Below are 17,802 nucleotides of genomic sequence, written 5' to 3'. Positions count from 1 at the left end.
AGAAGTCGACGGCCCGACTCACCACGACGGCCGTCGGTCGAGCTAGATCGGCGGCCGTCCTCGTCGGTTCCGGAGGAGGCGACGGGCGTGGTCCAAGCCGGTGCCCTTAAAGCGTTCCGGGCACGCTCCTCACGCGACGCGGAATGGTTCCCACGGCACGGGGCCACAACCCCGCGTCGCGCATTCGCGCCCGTCCACCACAACCCTGCGACATCCTTATAGGATTGCGCGGTGGCCATATCGATTGCCTTGTCGCACAAGGTGATACGGCCCGGATGGCATTTCTTCTCACCCGTATCCATAATGACGGCATTATGCGTTCGGCATGGGGTCGGACATTGCCCGAGTACGGCCCGCTGTACGACCATGGCTGCAACTCGACGACAGGAGCGGTCCATGACCAACATCAATAGAAGGCACGCGCTGGCATTGGCCGGTGGCGCGTTGCTCGGCGCGGCCGGGCTGAGCGGCACCGCGGAGGCGGCCGGCGCGTGGAAACGCCTCGTCGTCATCACCGCCAACATCGGACGCTCGAACCTCGGCCAGCGAGAGCGGGCGATCCGCGACGTCCGGAACGCCGTCAGAATCGACGGAGGCCTCGCCAAACCGCTCGTCGGATGGCAGGAGATCCGAGAGGGCGACCCCGACGACAACGAACCACGCTGGATCAACAAGCACTTCGGTTCGGCCTACCAGAACATCTACGAATGGGACTCCCCCGCGCATCGCGTCCCGATGTCCGTTCCGAAGGCGTACAAGATCCTCGAACGACGAGTCACCTCGTGCCACGGAGGGAAGGCGGGGGTCACGCCCGCTCGCTACATCACCCAGGCCCTGCTCTCCCGAGCGGACGACCCGCAGTTGCGATTCGTCTTCGTCAACACGCACTACGTCGCCGGAGCGTGGAACGGCAAGACGGACTCCCACGAGAAGTGGCGCGTCGACATGTGGCGACAGCATTTCCGCAGGCAACGTGACAACGTCATCGGTTACTGGCGGGGCCGCGGCTTCCCGGTGATCTGGACCGGTGACGTCAATCGAAGTGCGATGCCCCTGTTCGTGCCCAATCAGGAGAAGCGCGCCTTCGCCAAGGGCATCGACCAGATCGGCTGGATCCCCGGCGGCAACGGCACCCAGATACGGCTGAACCGGACGGCGACCGTGCCGATGCACGTCGACGGTCACTCCGCCAGGGTCGCGATCATGCAGGTTCGCCGCGCCTGAGCCGGGCTCCCCGTGCCGCTCCGGACGACGCCGCTCAGGTCGTCCGTCCGGATCGGCGCCGGTCATGGGGAAAGCGGTCGAAGGACAGCCCGCCGTTGACCGGTCAGGAGTCGGCGCCCTCCCAGCGCAGTGGGCACTCCTCATTGGCGTCGATGCACTAGTGGCCCCGACCGCTGTATCCACAGTGCTGATTCGATGTCCGTCACGTCGGCCGCATACGTGGGGGAGGTCTTCGAGGCGAAACCAAACGTCTTGGGCCCGAATGAAAGCCGGGTGGACCGCGTCGTCTTCGAGGCGGCACGGGTCAGCCCCGGCGTTTCCTCAGGTCGTTCTCGTCGACTTCGATGAAGTCGCTTTCGAGGGTGGGATCGTGGCCCCACACGGCGAGGGAGCCGTCTTGACTGCGGCGGAAGACGGTGTAGGGCTCGGGATCGGGCTCGCTACTGAGGACGTCCTCGGGGCCTTCGCCGGCGACGATCCGGTCCCGCCTGTCTTTGAGCCGGTCCAGGAGCTCGTCGATGACCTTGGCGACGGCGCCGCTCATCGCCGCTTCAGCCTCTGCCGCGACGGCGGCTCGGGCTTCCTCGATCTTCTCGTCGGAGGCGTCGGCGTCGAGCCGGGACCATGCGGGGGCGATGACGTTCGAGCACGACGGGCAGGTCGCCGTGACCACGACGAGGTCGTCGTCGAACGGGGTAACGGGCGGTTCGAGGATCTCGTCGTCGTGAACCACCCCCTCGCCACAGCACCAGCTGGCGGGCCAGTCCGACCACACGATCAGATCGGTGACGGTCGCACCGTCACTGGGCCGGACATACATGAACTGACCGTGGCGGATCTCCATGACCAATGTTCTCCTGCGTAGTAAGCGGGTGGTGGTCGGAGTCGATGGTGCGAGCCTGCGCAGCGTAGATCCACTTCGGAACGCGATCACGGACCCGCCCCGGGTCGGCGAGGTCGTCGAACCCGGTGAGCCGTTCGCCGTCGGCGAAGGCCCCGAAGAACCGAGGACCACCACGCGCCGACCGCGCTCATGACGAGAGGCGTTCACCGGCGAACGTGGTGGTTCGGTGTCGACGACCGGACTCGGTCCCGACGCAAGCCCGATCAGGTGCCACCAGTCATGAACGGTATGCGTCGAACAGCGTCATGGTGATGTTCCGGTGGAGTTCTCGGATGTCGTCGATGGGACGGGTCATCGGGTCGCCGCTGTTTCGAAGCGCCGGGGTGATCTCGACCCGGATGTCGACGTTGATGAGGTACGAGTGCGCGAAGAAACTCGTCCTGCCGTCGACGGAGGCCTCGGGCGATGACGTGTCATCGATCTCTCGAAGGCAGTATCCCGAGCCGTCCTCGACCTCGACGTACTCGTGCCCCTTCGCGTCGGCGTCGGCGGACGCCGCCACGAGAACGCACTCGTTGGTCGGATCACCGGAGTCCTCGATGATCCTTCGTCGCCACTCGTCGCGCAACGGATCATGATAAGCGCCCGAACTGAGATCGATGTAGACGAAGAATCCATCCATATCGATTGGATCGAAGGAACAGAACGTCGACTCACCCGCCGACTCGGAGACGATCGGGTCAGTCGCACCGAACTCGGGCGCGACCTCGTGACAGCGGTCCCCGAAAGCGATGTCCGACTTGACGAACCGGTCCCCGAGATCGATGCCCGGCGTCATCGATGAGCAACCGACCATCAACGCACCGGCCAGAACGGCGACCACCACGCTCAGGGACCGTTTCGGTCGGACCGTCACACGTCCTCCCATTCGCCGCTGACGCTCTCGGTCGGGTAGTAGTAGGTGATGCCGTCATGCAGTCCGTAGGCGCCGGGGTCGAGCGCACCGGTCAGCTGAAGCTCCATGTCGTTCATCTGATTCGTCAAATTCGGAGCGCCCGGGAGGGTCACCTCGGACTGTGCGGAGACATCCTCGACGAAAGTCACCACCATGCCGGCAATGAACCCGATGATCGCGCCGGCGACGATCCCGTGAGGACCTCCGGCGGAACCGAGGCCGCTGCCGGTACCGACGTAGCCGATGATCGTGTTGAGCGTGGTGGCACCGTCATCGGTCGAGGCCGCCAGCGCCTTGCAGTATTCGGCTCGCAGGTTGCCGAGCCCTTCAATCCCGTGGACGCAGGACTTCTGTAGGTTCGTCGCCGCGACCTCGACGTTCTTCATGCCGTCGAGCATGTCGTTGAAGAAGCTGTAGACACTGTCCGTGTCATTCTCGTTGGCGACGTGGTTCTCCAGGAAGGCCCATCTATCCTGAAAGGATTCTCCGCCCGCGCCGGCCCACTTGTCCTTCAGGTCCTTCGCGTAGTTTCCATTGCGAAACTCGTGGTACTTCGCGCGCATGTCTTCGAGGTTCGCCCGGCACTCGGCCATCTTGTCGGGATCGAAGCGGGCGGCGTAGTTGACGATGTCGCCCGGCAAGGGCGCTCCCGGCATGTACTCCGCGCAGATGTAGTTGGCCAGACCGATTTCATCGGCATAGGTCGTCGCGGTCGAAATGAGGTCACTCTGACTGGACACGTTCAGCACCCCTCCTGGTCGTACTTGTCGAGGTCGACGGAGTTGCCGAGGTCGGTGTCGGCGTATTTCTCGGCGGCGTCGACCAGGCAGAGCATCAGGTACTTGAGTTCCCCGCGAACCGCGTCGACTTCCGACTGCCGGTTGAAGACACAGGTGTCCCAGTCCTCTTTGAGCCGAGCCGCCCATGGAGCGTCGTCCGTCGGCGGTGAATAGGACTTCGGCTCCTCGACTCCCGAGATCGCCTCGTAGTAGTCGTACCAGGGGTTCTGGGAGCTATGACTTCCGAAACCGAGCTCGACCCAGGACACCGGGCTCAGGTAGCTGAAGAACTCTCCGGTTCTCTCCCATCCGTTCATGGGACCGCCCGGATCCTCCCAGCCGGAAAGGTCGGCACCACCGTGCTCCTGGTACTCCTCGGGAGTCATCGGCTTGTACTCGAAACTCAGATTCGCCGGATTGGACGTGTAGTAGAAATTGTCCACGTACGTACCGAACGCCGTTCCGGGCGGACGAAACCGGTCCTCCGAACTGGATTGGGCGAGCGAGTCGGACCCGTAGGGTTCGAACTCGTCGTAGTACGTGTCGCAGACCTCGGACGCGAAATCGGTGAGCACTTCCTGATGTTCTATGGAGACGGTCGTCATTGATTCCCTCGATTCGATGGCCGCTGTGCTCGGGCATCGGGCTTGAACTGCGCGTTGACGTAGCGACGCTGGGCCTGTCCCAGCATCTTCTTGGCGGAGTTGATCGCCGAGACGACCTGGGCCGCCAACGCCTGCTCGGTGTACGTCTCATAGGCCTTGGGGTGGATCTGGATGCCCTGAACCCGATAATCACCCCGGTACCGAGCCCGAACGCCGCCATCGGACGACGGTCCCACCACTTCCAGGTCTCTGGCTTCGTCGCTAGCCTGCGACAGCGTCCGCAGGAAGGTGTCGTAGGCGACGCGGGTCTGGTGCACCCACGATTCCGGGCCTCCTCGCGCGGTGCTCATCGGCGTTGTTCCCGGTTCCGACGGTGCTCCGTGAGCGCCTCGATGAGCAGCTCTTCGGCACGCCGGACCACGGCCGTGATCGCGGTCGAGACCTCTTCGGGCCGCCTCCGGTCCAGAGTTCCCGGACGAATGCCGACGTTCTTGATCACTCCGTTGCCGGAGATCTTCACTTTGATGTCACCGCAATCAGAGGTGACGGTGTGGTCGATGGTGAACAGTTCCCGTGCGGTGCGGCGGGCGGACCCGCCGGCGAGGTCGAGTTTCGTGTCGACGCCATGGGCGGCGAACATCCTCGACATCGGATTGATGTCCATTTCAAATCCCCAGTGGTCTGCTGCCGTGTACAGCTGATTCCCTTGGGGCCATTGTACTGGGGGATGCAAGCGTCACACTACAAAGAAATTCCAGACCCGCACAATTGCTCATCCATATAAGACATAGCGTCGTCGGGATGGCTGAGCGGCCACTGGGTCGGCCGGTTCCACCGAGACCATCTCGGCGAATCGGGCGCGTCGCTCGGCACGCCCGTCCGAATGGCACCGGTCGTGCGTTTGGAGGCGTCGAGTCGCCAACGCCCCCAAGCGAAACCTCGGCCGTCAGCCGATCCGATCGAGGAAGGCGAGCGCTCGCTCCTCGACCAGCGCGGCGGCGTCGGCGTCGTAGGCGGCCAGGCTGTTGTCGGTGAACAGGTGCTTGTCGCCGGGGTAGAGGAACACCTCGGCCTCGTCGATGGAGGTCGCGAGTTCGCTGGCGACGTCGGCGTCGCCCAGTTCGTCGTCGGTCATCGTGTGGATCTGGAGCGGCAGGCCCGGTGGCCATGGCGAGCCGAACTCGGCGGGCGGAATGGCCGCGTGCATGAGGAGCGCGCCCTTCGCGCCGGGGCGGCTCTGCGCGAGCTGCTGCGCGGGCATCGCCCCGAGGGAGAAACCGGCGTAGACGAGCGCGTCCGGAAGCGCCTCGGCGGCGATGACTCCGCGCTTCCTGATGGTGTCGAAGCCGACGCCGGACGCGTAGGCGATGCCCGCGTCGAGCTCGGCGAAAGTGTTGCCGTCGTATAGATCCGGCGTGTGCACGACATGCCCGGCGGCGCGGAGGGTGTCGGCGAAGGCCAGGCACCCGGCCGTCAGGCCCTGTGCGTGGTGAAAGAGCAGTACCTCGGTCATGCGGCACAGCCTAGACCGATCATTCGATCATCTGTACGAGGCGCTCGGCGTGTCGTTCGACATTTCATCCGGCGAGCGGATGGACGACCCCAAGCGCCGTTTGGCACAGTGATGTACATGTCTGAGCCCACTGACCGTTCCCGGATTCGCATCGGCGACGCCGACCGCGAGGCGACCGTCGCCCGGTTGCACGAGGCGACCGGAGAAGGCCGTCTCGACCTCAGCGAGTTCTCGACCCGCGTGGACGCCGTGTACCTGGCCAAGACCTTCGGCGACCTGGACGCCCTCGTCGATGACCTGCCGGGCGACGGCCTCTCGCCGATCGACACGAGCGAGCAGCCCCCGATGGAGATCAAGCCCAACGTTTCGAACTTCCGCCGCACCGGGGTGTGGAACGCCCCGAGCCGGTACCTTGTGCGGCCCCGGAAGTCCTCCGTAGTGCTGGACTTCTCCCGCGCGACCCTCAAGACCCGCGTCGTCGACATCGACATCGAGGCGAAGACGTCGAGCATCTCGATCATCCTCCCTTTGAACGGCTACGCCGTCGACGACGTCACGGACAACATGTCGGCCACTCAGAACAGGGCGAGGAAGAAGCCGCACACCGACGGCGTCGAGTTCCGTGTCCACGGTGAACTGTCCACGTCGTCGTTGTCGATCCGCCGAAAGTGGCGCCGATGGTGGCGTCCTTGAGTCACCGCAGTTTGTAGCGTTGCACCTTTCCCGTGGACGTGCGGGGCAGCGCGTCCACGAACTCGACCGCGCGCGGCTTCTTGTACACGGCGATGCGATCCCGGCAGTGGTCGATGACCGCGGCCTCGTCGAGCTTCGCGCCGGGCTTGGCGACGACATAGGCCGTGACGGTCATGGTCCGATCGTCGTCGGCGACCCCGACGACGGCGCACTCGGCGACGTCCGGATGCGTCAGCAACGCCCATTCGACCTCGGCGCCAGAGATGTTGAAGCCCGCCGAGATGATCATGTCGTCGCTGCGACTGTGGTACCGGAAGTATCCGTCGGCGTCGCGGGAGTACACGTCCCCCGTGATGTTCCATCCATGTTGGACATATTCGGCCTGGCGCGGGTCGGCGAGATAGCGACACCCGGTCGGGCCGCGCACCGCGAGACGGCCCAGTTCCCCGTCCGGCACCGTCGCGCCGTCCTCGTCGAGGATCGCCGCCATGTAACCGGGAACCGGCACCCCCGTGTAGCCGGGGCGAGCGGCCTCGTCGGCGGCGGAGATGAAGATGTGCAGCAGCTCGGTGGAGCCGATGCCGTCGATGAGCCGCAGCCCCGTGGCGTCGTGCCACGTCGCCCACGTGGACTCCGGCAGTGGTTCGCCGGCGGATACACAGCGGCGCAGGGAGGACAGATCAAGACCGTCGTTATCGGACAGTTGCGCCGCCATCGCCCGGTACGCCGTCGGCGCCGTCGCCATCACCGTGACCCCGTGCTCCGCCAACGCGGGCAGCAGGATGTCCGGGGTGCCCTTCTCCAGCAGCAGCGACGACGCGCCCACCCGCATCGGGAACACGACCTCCATGCCGAGGCCGAAGGTGAACCCCAGCGGCGGCGAGCAGCCGAACACGTCGTCGGCCGTCGGCTTGAGGACGTGTCGGGAGAAGGTGTCGGCGTTGGCCAGCACATCGCGGTGGAAATGCATGGTGGCCTTGGGTTTGCCCGTCGTGCCGCTCGTGAAGGCGAGAAGGGCGACGTCGTCGGCCGCGGTGTCGACGGACCGGAACGGATCGGAGTGCGCGCCCGCGCGTTCGCCCAGTTCGGAGAAGGTCGCGACCGGGGAGATGTCGGCCGCGATCAGGTCGGTGGTGAACCGGTCGTCGCACAACGAGAGATCGACGCGGGCGATCTGCCCGATCGCCGTCAGTTCGGACTCCTTCAACAACGGCATGGTCGTCACGACGACCGCCCCGACCTTGACGACGGCGAACCAACACGCCACCATCATCGGGTTGTTCGGCCCCCGCAGCAGCACCCGATTCCCCGGAACGATCCCGTAGTCCTCGGTCAGGACGTGCGCCAGCGCGTCCGCCTCGGCCGCGAGTCGACCGTACGTCCACTGTGTCGACGGCGTGATCAGGCAGGGACGGTCCGCGCCGTGGCGTTCGATCGTCCTGTCCAGCAACGCATCGGCGCAGTTCAACCGAGAGGGATAATGAAGCTCCGGCAGATCGAAGGCCAGGACGGGCCACGATTCGGGCGGGGGCAGGTGGTCTCTGGTGAACGTGTCGAGGTGTGCAGATGGACTCAGCGGTGACGTCGACGTCATGTCCGCGCCCTTCTTGTCAGAGAAGTAAGACTGGGGCCGCCCGCGACGGGCGACCTCGAGAGTCGTTCCGGTGCCCCGCCCCGTGCGAGAAACCGGCGACGACCCCTGGAATAGCCGCACAGTGACAACGACGTTATTGCGTGGCCGTGACGCCCGTCAAGGGATCGCACACAGCGACGGCGGATGTTTTCCCGCCACAGACGGATCCACCCGCTTGTCGTGTGGACACTCGAAAGGAGACAGGCCCGTGGACGCCCCGCGCTCGCTGCTGGTCACCGTGTTCGGCTTGTACGCGCGAAGCGAGGGACGGCGGGCGCTTCCCGTCGCGGGACTGGTGCGCCTGCTCGCCCGCCTCGACGTCGACGAACAGGCGGTACGGGCCGCGGTGTCACGGCTGAAACGCCGCGACCTGTTGCGGTCGACGCGCGTCGGCGGGGCGGCGGCGTACGCGCTGACGCCGACGGGCGAGCGGGTGCTCGCCGAGGGGGACGACCGGATCTTCGGCGGAGTACCCGACAGCCCGACCGACACGTGGGTGTTGTGCGTGTACACCGTTCCCGAGTCGCAACGGGAGAAGCGACACCTGCTCCGGCGGGAGCTGACGTGGCTCGGCTTCGGTCAGGCCGCGCCCGGCGTCTGGGTGGCGCCGTCCCGGATGATCGAACCGACCCGGAACGTCTTGCGCCGCAACGGACTCATCGCCTATGTCTCGCTGTTCGCGTCGACGTATCTCGGCGAGACCCCGACACGGGAGGCGGTCGCGTCGTGGTGGGACCTGCCGAGTCTCGCGGCACGGTATCACCGCTTCATCGAGGATTTCTCCGAAATGGACACGGACGCGGCGCTGTCGACCTGGGTGCGGGCCGTCACCCACTGGCGTCGTCTGCCCTATCTCGATCCCGGCCTACCGGGGGAACTGCTCCCCGACGACTGGCCCGGACACGCGGCATGGCGCCTGTTCGGCGAGCTCTCCGACCGGCTCACCGTCCCCGCCGAGAAGGAGGCCCAACGGCTGCTCTCCGGCCCGAACACCTAGCCCCGCTTGGTTGGTTAAAAGTTCCGCTTGGTTGGTTAAAAGTTCCGCTTGGTTGGGCAAATGTTCGAAACAGGCGTGTTTTCGCAATTTGCCCAACCAAGCGAGACGTTTGGCCAACCAAGCGGAGTGGACGGTTGTGGTGCATTCAGTCCGGGATGACCGCGACGCCCTCGATCTCGACGAGCGCCTCGTCGTCCCAGAGTCTCGCGACGCCGATGCCCGCCATCGCGGGGTACGTGGTGCCGACGAGGCGACGCCAGACCCTGCCGATGTCGCGAGCGCGGCGCCGGTAGTCCGGTATGTCCACGATGTAGATCCGGGTGCTGACAAGGTGTTCCGGCGCGCCCCCTGCCGCGCGTAGGGCGGTGAGCAGGTGCGTCAGGCAGATCTCGAACTGGGCCACGACGTCGTCGCCGACGATCGCCCCGGTCGTGTCGAGCGCGGTCTGCCCGGCCAGGTGGACGGTGCGGCCGGGTGGGGCGACGACGGCGTGGGTGAATCCCGACGGCGCGGGAAGCTCGGGCGGGTTGACGTACTCGTTCACGACCTCATAATCCATTCGTCCATGTTGTCCTGATTGCGAGCACGACGCCGTCGGCTCGGAGTTCGGGCGACGGCCGTCACGACTGCACCGTCCCGCCGTCCACGTTGATGCCCTGGCCGGTGATGGCGCCGGTGCCGACGCACAGCATCACGGCGTCGGCGACCTCCTCGACATCGATGAGCCGCCCGATCGGCTGCTTCGCGGCGAGGATGCCGCGCGCCTTCTCCAGCGACATGCCGGTGCGGTCGGCGATGTTGGCGACGGACCGGTCGGTCATCGGCGTGTCCACATAGCCGGGACAGACGGCGTTGACGGTGACGCCCGTGTTCGCGAGTTCGGCGGCGGCGGCGCGGACCAGGCCGAGCAGTCCGTGCTTGGCGGCGGTGTACGCGGCGATGTAGGGCTCGCCCTGCTTGGACGCCATCGACGCGATCGCGACGACGCGGCCGTGGCCCGCCTTCCGCATGGCGGGAACGGCGCGGCGCAGGCAGCGGAACGGTGCGGTGAGGTTGAGGTCGAGCTGGTGCGCCCAGTCCTCGTCGGTGATGGCGGGCAGCGGCGCCGATGAGGCCGCGCCGGCGTTGAGCACGAGTACCGACGGTGGGGAGAAGACGTCGGCGGCCTCGTCGAACAGTCGATCGACGGTCGTCGCTTCGGTGAGGTCGCCGGGGACGATGTGGGCGGCGCCCGGGCACTCGTCCGCCGTCGCGGTCAGTTCGTCGACGTTGCGGGCGGTCAGGACGACGCGGTATCCGTTGCGGGACAGGAGAAGTGCCACGGCCCGACCGATGCCACGGCCCGCCCCGGTGATCACGGCGGTCGGCGTATCCGTCATGCGGGTCACTGTATCGGCCCGCAAGCGCACGGCGACAGGAGCGCGTGGGCGGATCTGACTTGCCGCCGCAGAGTTGAGCGTTCTAGACTCAAGTCTGCGGATCGTCGTTGTTGGCGGTCCGCCGCTGTCGGGTTGGCGTGCCGCCGTCCGGTGAGCCCATGGCACGCGTCGCGGATCGAATCGGGAGGCCCTATGAACGTGGAGCGATTGACGACGAAGAGCCGCGAGGTCATCGCGGCGGCGGCGAAGCAGGCCGAACGCTCCGGCCACGCCACCGTCGAACCGTGGCACCTGTTGGCGACCCTGCTCCAGATCGACGGATCGACGGCACCGGCGCTGCTGCGCGCCGTCGGAGCGGACCCGGCGGAGCTGTCGACGGCCGCAGCCGGTGGGCTCGCCGGTCTGCCGTCCGTGAGCGGATCGTCGGTGGCCGAACCGTCGATGTCCCGCGAGTTGTTGAACGCCATCAACACCGCCGATCGGCTCGCTGACTCCGTTGGGGACGAGTACGTCTCGACGGAGCACCTGCTCGCGGGGCTCGCCTCGGTCGGCGGCGAGTGCGGCCGGGCGCTGGAGCGCGCGGGCGTGACGGAGAAGAACCTGATCGCGGCGTTCCCGACGGTCCGTGGCGGCGATCGGAAGGTGACCAGTCCCGACAGCGAGAGCGGGTACAAGGCGCTGGAGAAGTACGGCATCGACCTGACGGCCGCCGCACGCGCGGGGAAGGTCGACCCGGTGATCGGGCGCGACACCGAGATCCGGCGTGTCATCCAGGTCCTGTCGAGGCGTACCAAGAACAACCCCGTCCTGATCGGTGAGCCCGGCGTCGGCAAGACCGCGATCGCGGAAGGACTGGCGCAGCGGATCGTCGCGGGCGATGTCCCCGAATCGCTGCGGGACCGTCGCGTCGTCTCCCTGGATCTGGGCGCGATGGTCGCCGGAGCGCAGTATCGCGGCCAGTTCGAGGAGCGCCTGAAGTCGGTGCTCGAGGAGATCAAGTCCTCCAACGGTCAGATCATCACGTTCCTCGACGAACTGCACACCATGGTCGGCGCGGGCAAGAGCGAGGGTTCGATGGACGCGTCGAACATGCTCAAGCCGATGCTGGCGCGCGGCGAACTCCGCATGGTCGGCGCCACCACTTTGGACGAATACCGACAGCACATCGAGAAGGACCCGGCCCTGGAACGACGTTTCCAGCCGGTCCTCGTCGGCGAACCGTCCATTCCAGACACCGTCGGTATCCTGCGCGGCCTCAAGGAACGCTACGAGGTCCACCACGGCGTGCGCATCACCGACACGGCGCTCGTGGCGGCGGCGAACCTGTCCGACCGCTACATCACCGACCGTTTCCTGCCGGACAAGGCGATCGACCTGATCGACGAGGCGGCGTCCCGGCTGCGGATGGAGATCGACTCGCGGCCCGTCGAGGTCGACGAGATCGAGCGCGCCGTCAAACGCATGGAGATCGAGGAGATGGCGCTGGAGAAGGAGGCCGACGCGGCGTCGGCGCAGCGTCTCGACCAGCTGCGACGTGAGTTGGCGGACCGCCGCGAGGAGTTGACGGCCGTCTCGCAGCGCTGGTCCAACGAGAAGGAGCACATCACCGCGATCTCGGCGACGAAGGAGGAACTGGAGCAGCTGCGCGGGGAGGCGGAACGCGCCGAGCGAGACTCGGACCTGGCGCTCGCCTCCGAGCTGCGGTACGCCCGGATTCCCGAGCTGGAAAGGAAACTGGCGAGCGCGGAAAGGGAGTTGACGGAGCTCCAGGCCTCCGGCGCGATGCTGAAGGAGGAGGTCGACAACGACGACATCGCGGAGGTCGTGTCGTCGTGGACGGGCATCCCGGCGGGCCGGTTGATCGAGGCGGAGACGGCGAAGCTGCTGCGCATGGAGTCCGAACTGGGCAAACGGGTCGTCGGTCAGGACGCGGCGGTCTCGGCAGTGTCGGACGCGGTGCGGCGCGCCCGCGCGGGCATCTCCGACGCGAACCGCCCGACCGGTTCGTTCCTGTTCTGCGGACCGACCGGCGTCGGCAAGACGGAACTCGCCAAAGCGTTGGCGGAGTTCCTGTTCGACGACGAACGGGCGATGGTCCGTATCGACATGAGTGAGTACTCGGAACGGCATTCGGTGGCGCGGCTCGTCGGCGCGCCCCCCGGTTACGTCGGTTACGAGGAGGGCGGCCAGCTGACGGAGGCCGTGCGGCGACGCCCCTACTCGGTCGTGCTGCTGGACGAGGTGGAGAAGGCTCACCCCGGTGTCTTCGACACCCTGCTGCAGGTACTCGACGATGGGCGGCTCACCGACGGTCAAGGCCGGACGGTCGACTTCCGCAACACGATCCTGATCCTCACGTCGAACCTCGGTTCGTCGGCGATCGCGGACCCGACGTTGTCGCCGCACGCGCGAAAGGAAGCAGTGCTCGCGGGCGTGCGGGAGCACTTCAAGCCGGAGTTCCTGAACCGTCTGGACGACATCGTCGTGTTCGACGCGTTGTCGGCGAACGAACTCAAGTCGATCGTGGACGTCGCCTTGTCGCACCTGGCGGAGCGGTTGACGGACCGCCGGTTGAAGCTCGCCGTCGACGACGCCGCGCGCGGCTGGCTCGCGGAGCGCGGTTTCGACCCGGTGTACGGGGCGCGACCGTTGCGGCGTCTCGTACAGACGGCCATCGGCGATCAGTTGGCGCGCAAGCTGTTGGCGAACGAGATTCGCGACGGGGACACGGTCTCCGTCGATGTCACGGAGGACGGCCACGGCCTCATCGTCACGGCGGCGTAGAAACCTTCGGTTTGGTGGGGGCGAACCACCCCGCGAGCAGCACAACCTTCGGCTTGGTGGGGCGGCGTACGGGAAAGACGCGTTCGCAGCGGACTCCAAGAAAGCCCCACCAAGCCGGAAGACTTGACCACCGACCGACTGAAGCGCTGTGTACCGCCACAGATCGCTTTCTGCTTGGGCACCAACGATTCGCTGCCCGAGCCAGGTCGCCCGAGAGTCACGGCTTGGTGGGGCGGCGTACGCGACCGCACGCGATGCACTGCCAGGAGGGGAGCCCCACCAAGCCGCGAAAGACGACCACCCGCAAACTGCGAGATCCCCGTCGGTCTCCTCCGGTAGGTCGGTGGCCCGGTTTCCCGGCTTGGTGGGGCTCGACCACCGTCACGGCAGAGAGGCACCTGTCCGTACATCGCCTCACCAAGCCGAAGGTCCGCGACCACCCGGCTACCGAGTTACAGTGCGCGCTGGTACTCGATACAAAGGTCGGTGGGGCGGAAGCCGAGCGCGTCGTTGACGCGGATCATCGGGCCGTTGACATCCGCGTTGTCCGTGTGTACATATCGGACATTGGGCATCGACGCCCGCAGCAGGCGATGGTTCTCCAGCTTCACGCGCAGGCCCAGGCGATGTCCGCGATGCCCGGCCGCCGCGATCGTCATCCACTGTTCCGCGTGGTCACCGGGGTTCGTCGGCACTCCGATCCGAGTGAACGCCGCGATCTCGGTGCTGCCGACGAGCCGGGCGGCGACACCGAAGGTCCGATAGCCGAGCAGCGCGTTGTGAGCGTCGGTCTCGCGGACGTGATCGACGTCGACCTTCTCCTCCTCCAGGTCCAGATCGCCCATGGGCGCCTCACTGATGAACGTGCTTTGCAGGACGCCCAGCGGACCCTGTAGCTCGGGAGGCGTGGCGTCGCTCCACGCGATCGTCTCGTAGTCACCGGATTTGGCGAGCGCCTCGACCATGAGTCGTTCCTCGTCGACGGCGTCGACGGTCGTGAAGTCGAGGGTGCGGTTGACGAGCGTCAGCGCCGGGGTGAACCCGGCGCCTTGGGCGAACAGGCGTCCGGCTTCGGATCGGACGGGTCCCCCTCCGTCGCGCGTGGCGTCGACGCCGCCGGAGACCGTGGTCCGGCCCAGCTCGCGCGCGGTGTCGAGACCGTGGTCGAGCAGCGCGCGGCCGATGCCGCGCCGCCGATGTTCGGGATGGACGACCACCTGGACACCGGCGAAGTGCGTGTTGTCCTTGGTGGGCAGGAACAGCTGAACGCCGCCGACGATGTGACCGTCGACCCGCGCAACAAATGAGACAAGCTCGGACCCGGCCCTCGGGTGCCGCAGCGATCTTGGGAACGCGATCGCGCACGGCCCGGCGCGTTCGGGAGTGTCGTGATCCGACGCCGTCTTCCGCAGCGCGTAGACGGCGTCGAGTTCGGCATCGTCGTGGATATCGACGGGTGTGATCTGCATGAATACAGTCTGTGCCCGTGCTCAGCGTCCACGCAAACAGTTTTCGCCAGCGACGAAGGACGCGTACCCGGAGCGCAACTGCACCATTGTGGATATAGTCCTCAGGGTAGGATCTCGCGGTGAACTCCTCACGCGCCTGGTGCCTCACGGAGATCTGATCGCGCGGGGACGCGAACCGGCAGCGTTTCATCTCGTACGCCGCCTCACCAAGCCGTGAGCCTGTGGCCACCCGGTTGGAGTGGCGGGCAGGCACCTAAATGGACTGTTCTTCGACTTGGTGGGGTGATGTACTGGCCCGCGAAGCGAGGCATCGACATGACGGGAGCCCCACCGAGCCGCGAACGGCGACCGCCGGTGATAGAAGGAGCGGCACATACAGAAGTGTCGATTATGGGGGGTGGGGCATTCCGATCGCGTCGGGATGCTAGTAGCATTCCATCGTGATCATTTCGTGATCACTCCACAAGAGTTCCCACCCTCGGGTGTGGAGATATAAGACGACCGGAGCGGCCAAGGCCTACGAAGCTGCCCGCTCCGGTCTCGAACCGAAAGGAGGTTCCCGCCATGGACGGAAACCAGTCTCGTTCTGTACCCATTGTGCCAGCCGGGTAACGGCCCGGCTACCTGATACCGCAGACGTTCACAGCCGTCGATACCGTGACGCGCCTGACCTGCGGATTACCCACACCGCCCTGTTCTCTGGCGGTGCGGTGTCCCCGGTGGCGTCGAGAGGACGGGACGCGTCCCCGATCCGACTCGTCCTCCCCGCGCGTGTTCTCGGACGGAGCTTCACCCGGCCGCTCTATTCGTCCACAATAGGCACCCGCGACGAGCTCGGACGACGCTCGCGTCCTCCCGGCCCACCGCAAGCCACTATCGACTGTCTCTTAGGGATGACGACGACGGTCGATGGATCCGTTCTTCTTGGGGGTTCATTCGCCATGCCCATTTACGACCCTGCCCACTGCCCGGTCGGCCCGGCCGAGCAACGTGGCGCCGCTACGACGTCCCGCAGCTACTCGCTCTCGCCGTCCCGCGCAACACGGTCCACACCGCTCGTCGCCGCTGGTGCCGCGTACGCCGCGACCACCCGCCCGGACGACGACCCGCCTCGCTCTCTCGGCCTGTTCAAACTCGGGCATCGCCTGATCGCCATCACGTACATCGGTGACGGCGAAGCGCGCCTCGACCTGCTGGGTGCCGGTGGCGCGGTCGCGGCGCACGTCGGGTCGGTCGCGGGTATCGACACGGCCGTCCCGCTCCTGTTCCCGATGCCCGCTCAGCGGCCCTGGCTCGGCGATCCCGCCGTGTCGTGGTTCGTCACCCGATCCACGGTGGACCGGTACCGGTCCACCCCAGTACCGCCACGCGAGCCGGCGGGGGAACCGGAAGTCGCGCAACGACCGACCGACACCGACTGTCCCCCAACGGATTCCGAGCCGACACCTGACACTGGGAGTGCGCGTTCCGAGCGGACGGAGGTCCGGCCGTGACAACTCTCGTATGGAACCTCGATGTAGAGCCCGCCCCCGTCCTGGCCCCCGACGCGGAGCGGGTGACGGTGTCGTCCCTGCTGAAATTCGGCCGCCCGGTACGGGGTGAGCGTGACCCGCACAAGGAACGTCTCGCGCGGGAGGGCGAACGCGACGCCGCACGGAAGATCCGCCGCGACCGGTACCCGATACCGGAACCGGACCCGACTCAATCCGAATGGGACAGATTGGGTTGGCGTGAACGCGTGTTGAACGCCCACCGCGACCGTGTGGACGAGCAGTGGGCCGAACGCCAGCAACGCGACCGAACACCACCACTCGTCATGCGCGCCTCCACCGGACCCGAGCCCGTGCCGACTCCAGTGGAGGAACGCAACCGCGACCATTGGCGGGACCTCGCGCGGCGGATCCTCGACAAGTGCCAACCCGGTGATGACTCCTTCGACTGGTGGGGAACGAAACCCGAACAGATAACCCCGAGCGGTGAAGCTGAAGACCGTGCCGAGTCGACCGAATGCCCTGCCGCGCCGAGGCACCCGTTCGAGTTCCGGCGACCCAACGCGGCACGTGCGATCGGGCGGGCGACGGTCTATCCCCGGACGAACGGAAAGTTCACGCCACACCCACCGCTCAACCGGCCCACCCGGATAGCGGAGCCGCACACGGTCCGGGTTCCGATGCAGCGCAACAACACCCGCGAACCAGAACCAGTCGGGATGGCCGGCTCCGACGACGAAACCCCGGCGACATCCGTGCATGTGCCCCGATGGAATCTGATGCGTCGAATGTTGTTGTGGCTGTTCGGAACTCGACTGTCTCGGCAACCGTTGTGGTGGGCGAAGACGTGCCGCGACTGCCACACCGAATGGCCCTGCCGGAAACTCGTCCACGAACTCCACCAGCGGTATCCGACGTTGAACACCGCTGACACCGCAGCGCGTGACAGCGAACTCGAACGCCTCTCCCACACCACGAAGAAGAAACCGAGGAAGCGCACCCGTGAGCGTTCGAGGCGTCGGCACCGTCGACCCGCGCCACGTCATCTCACCCCCACCATGATCTGACCTCCGCCGCACGGGTTCCGGTGGCGGGCAAGGCAGGACCCCCACCGGAACCCACCCCATCCATTCCACTGCGGCATTCATCCTTTGTGGGTTTTCCACAATCGGTGCGTTGTCCACAGGCCCCCGGGTTCCAGTTTGACGGCCACGCCTGGGCACCGCATACGCTGGTCAGCATGGGGCGGAGGTTTGGAGGCCCCCACAGACGACGAGTGGTGGAACTCCGCCCCAAGTAGCCCGCCCACATCGGGCTCGACATTCACAGACCACGGCGCGTTACTGCTCGTCACGGGTCAGGTTCTGCGGCTTGGTGGGTCTCACTTCCTGTCAGTCCCCACCCTGCGGCCACGTAACCCGCCCCACCAAGCCGAAG

17 protein-coding genes are annotated in these 17,802 nt (G+C 66.5%); 6 read left to right on the top strand and 11 right to left on the bottom strand.

Going from position 1 to position 17,802, the window contains the following annotated elements:
- Positions 1 to 396 precede the first annotated feature (396 nt).
- Entirely contained in the window at positions 397 to 1,224 is an 828-nt protein-coding gene (locus ACM9NP_RS21960; RefSeq protein WP_415648657.1) for a hypothetical protein, read from the top strand.
- A gap of 304 nt (positions 1,225 to 1,528) precedes the next feature.
- Here ACM9NP_RS21960 and ACM9NP_RS21955 read toward each other — a convergent pair whose 3' ends face one another.
- From ACM9NP_RS21955 to ACM9NP_RS21925, 7 genes are all read right to left on the bottom strand, one after another.
- On the bottom strand, positions 1,529 to 2,068 hold the full coding sequence (locus ACM9NP_RS21955) for a hypothetical protein (protein WP_415648656.1): 540 nt from the start codon (positions 2,066 to 2,068) through the stop codon (positions 1,529 to 1,531).
- A gap of 277 nt (positions 2,069 to 2,345) precedes the next feature.
- Entirely contained in the window at positions 2,346 to 2,984 is a 639-nt protein-coding gene (locus ACM9NP_RS21950; RefSeq protein WP_415648655.1) for a hypothetical protein, read from the bottom strand.
- Positions 2,981 to 3,763: a hypothetical protein gene (locus ACM9NP_RS21945; RefSeq protein ID WP_415648654.1), complete on the bottom strand. Its 783-nt coding sequence runs from the start codon at positions 3,761 to 3,763 to the stop codon at positions 2,981 to 2,983. Before ACM9NP_RS21945 ends, ACM9NP_RS21950 begins: the two co-directional genes overlap by 4 nt.
- A gap of 2 nt (positions 3,764 to 3,765) precedes the next feature.
- The gene (locus tag ACM9NP_RS21940) at positions 3,766 to 4,407 is read right to left on the bottom strand and encodes a hypothetical protein (protein WP_415648653.1); all 642 of its coding nucleotides are present in this window, start codon (positions 4,405 to 4,407) and stop codon (positions 3,766 to 3,768) included.
- Positions 4,404 to 4,757 carry a YbaB/EbfC family nucleoid-associated protein gene (locus tag ACM9NP_RS21935; RefSeq protein WP_415648652.1) on the bottom strand — a complete coding sequence of 118 codons (354 nt, stop codon included), beginning with the start codon at positions 4,755 to 4,757 and terminating at the stop codon, positions 4,404 to 4,406. The genes ACM9NP_RS21940 and ACM9NP_RS21935 overlap by 4 nt, the downstream gene beginning before the upstream one ends.
- On the bottom strand, positions 4,754 to 5,071 hold the full coding sequence (locus tag ACM9NP_RS21930; RefSeq protein WP_415648651.1) for a YbaB/EbfC family nucleoid-associated protein: 318 nt from the start codon (positions 5,069 to 5,071) through the stop codon (positions 4,754 to 4,756). The genes ACM9NP_RS21935 and ACM9NP_RS21930 overlap by 4 nt, the downstream gene beginning before the upstream one ends.
- Before the next feature lie 282 nt (positions 5,072 to 5,353).
- Entirely contained in the window at positions 5,354 to 5,920 is a 567-nt protein-coding gene (locus tag ACM9NP_RS21925; RefSeq protein ID WP_415648650.1) for a dienelactone hydrolase family protein, read from the bottom strand.
- 117 nt (positions 5,921 to 6,037) lie between these two features.
- On the opposite strand from ACM9NP_RS21925, the gene ACM9NP_RS21920 reads away from it, so the two are divergent.
- Positions 6,038 to 6,613 carry a DUF1707 SHOCT-like domain-containing protein gene (locus tag ACM9NP_RS21920; RefSeq protein WP_415648649.1) on the top strand — a complete coding sequence of 192 codons (576 nt, stop codon included), beginning with the start codon at positions 6,038 to 6,040 and terminating at the stop codon, positions 6,611 to 6,613.
- Between the two features lies 1 nt (position 6,614).
- On the opposite strand, the gene ACM9NP_RS21915 is transcribed toward ACM9NP_RS21920, so the two are convergent.
- A complete protein-coding gene (locus ACM9NP_RS21915) occupies positions 6,615 to 8,207 on the bottom strand; it encodes an AMP-binding protein (RefSeq protein WP_415648648.1) in 1,593 nt (530 codons plus the stop codon).
- Positions 8,208 to 8,454: 247 nt separating this feature from the next.
- On the opposite strand from ACM9NP_RS21915, the gene ACM9NP_RS21910 reads away from it, so the two are divergent.
- Positions 8,455 to 9,243 (top strand): PaaX family transcriptional regulator, encoded by a 789-nt coding sequence (locus ACM9NP_RS21910; protein ID WP_415648647.1) that lies wholly within the window; start codon positions 8,455 to 8,457, stop codon positions 9,241 to 9,243.
- A gap of 145 nt (positions 9,244 to 9,388) precedes the next feature.
- Here the strand turns inward: ACM9NP_RS21910 and ACM9NP_RS21905 are convergent, their stop codons facing one another.
- Both ACM9NP_RS21905 and ACM9NP_RS21900 read right to left on the bottom strand, forming a co-directional pair.
- Positions 9,389 to 9,802 carry a RidA family protein gene (locus ACM9NP_RS21905; RefSeq protein WP_415648646.1) on the bottom strand — a complete coding sequence of 138 codons (414 nt, stop codon included), beginning with the start codon at positions 9,800 to 9,802 and terminating at the stop codon, positions 9,389 to 9,391.
- A 61-nt stretch (positions 9,803 to 9,863) separates the two neighbouring features.
- Positions 9,864 to 10,622, bottom strand: coding sequence for an SDR family NAD(P)-dependent oxidoreductase (locus ACM9NP_RS21900; RefSeq protein WP_415648645.1), 759 nt, complete (start codon positions 10,620 to 10,622; stop codon positions 9,864 to 9,866).
- A gap of 192 nt (positions 10,623 to 10,814) precedes the next feature.
- Between ACM9NP_RS21900 and clpB the strand changes: the two genes are divergently transcribed.
- Positions 10,815 to 13,406 (top strand): ATP-dependent chaperone ClpB, encoded by a 2,592-nt coding sequence (gene clpB / locus ACM9NP_RS21895; protein ID WP_415648644.1) that lies wholly within the window; start codon positions 10,815 to 10,817, stop codon positions 13,404 to 13,406.
- Between the two features lie 452 nt (positions 13,407 to 13,858).
- Here clpB and ACM9NP_RS21890 read toward each other — a convergent pair whose 3' ends face one another.
- A complete protein-coding gene (locus tag ACM9NP_RS21890) occupies positions 13,859 to 14,875 on the bottom strand; it encodes a GNAT family N-acetyltransferase (RefSeq protein WP_415648643.1) in 1,017 nt (338 codons plus the stop codon).
- A 941-nt stretch (positions 14,876 to 15,816) separates the two neighbouring features.
- On the opposite strand from ACM9NP_RS21890, the gene ACM9NP_RS21885 reads away from it, so the two are divergent.
- Complete coding sequence (locus ACM9NP_RS21885; RefSeq protein ID WP_415648642.1) at positions 15,817 to 16,368, top strand: hypothetical protein; 552 nt, start codon at positions 15,817 to 15,819, stop codon at positions 16,366 to 16,368.
- Positions 16,365 to 17,432, top strand: coding sequence for a hypothetical protein (locus ACM9NP_RS21880; protein WP_415648641.1), 1,068 nt, complete (start codon positions 16,365 to 16,367; stop codon positions 17,430 to 17,432). The genes ACM9NP_RS21885 and ACM9NP_RS21880 overlap by 4 nt, the downstream gene beginning before the upstream one ends.
- Positions 17,433 to 17,802: the final 370 nt, after the last annotated feature.

The organism is Stackebrandtia soli (genome assembly GCF_965137155.1).
GTDB lineage: Bacteria > Actinomycetota > Actinomycetes > Mycobacteriales > Micromonosporaceae > Stackebrandtia > Stackebrandtia soli.
This window is presented reverse-complemented; position numbering and strand designations above follow the sequence as displayed.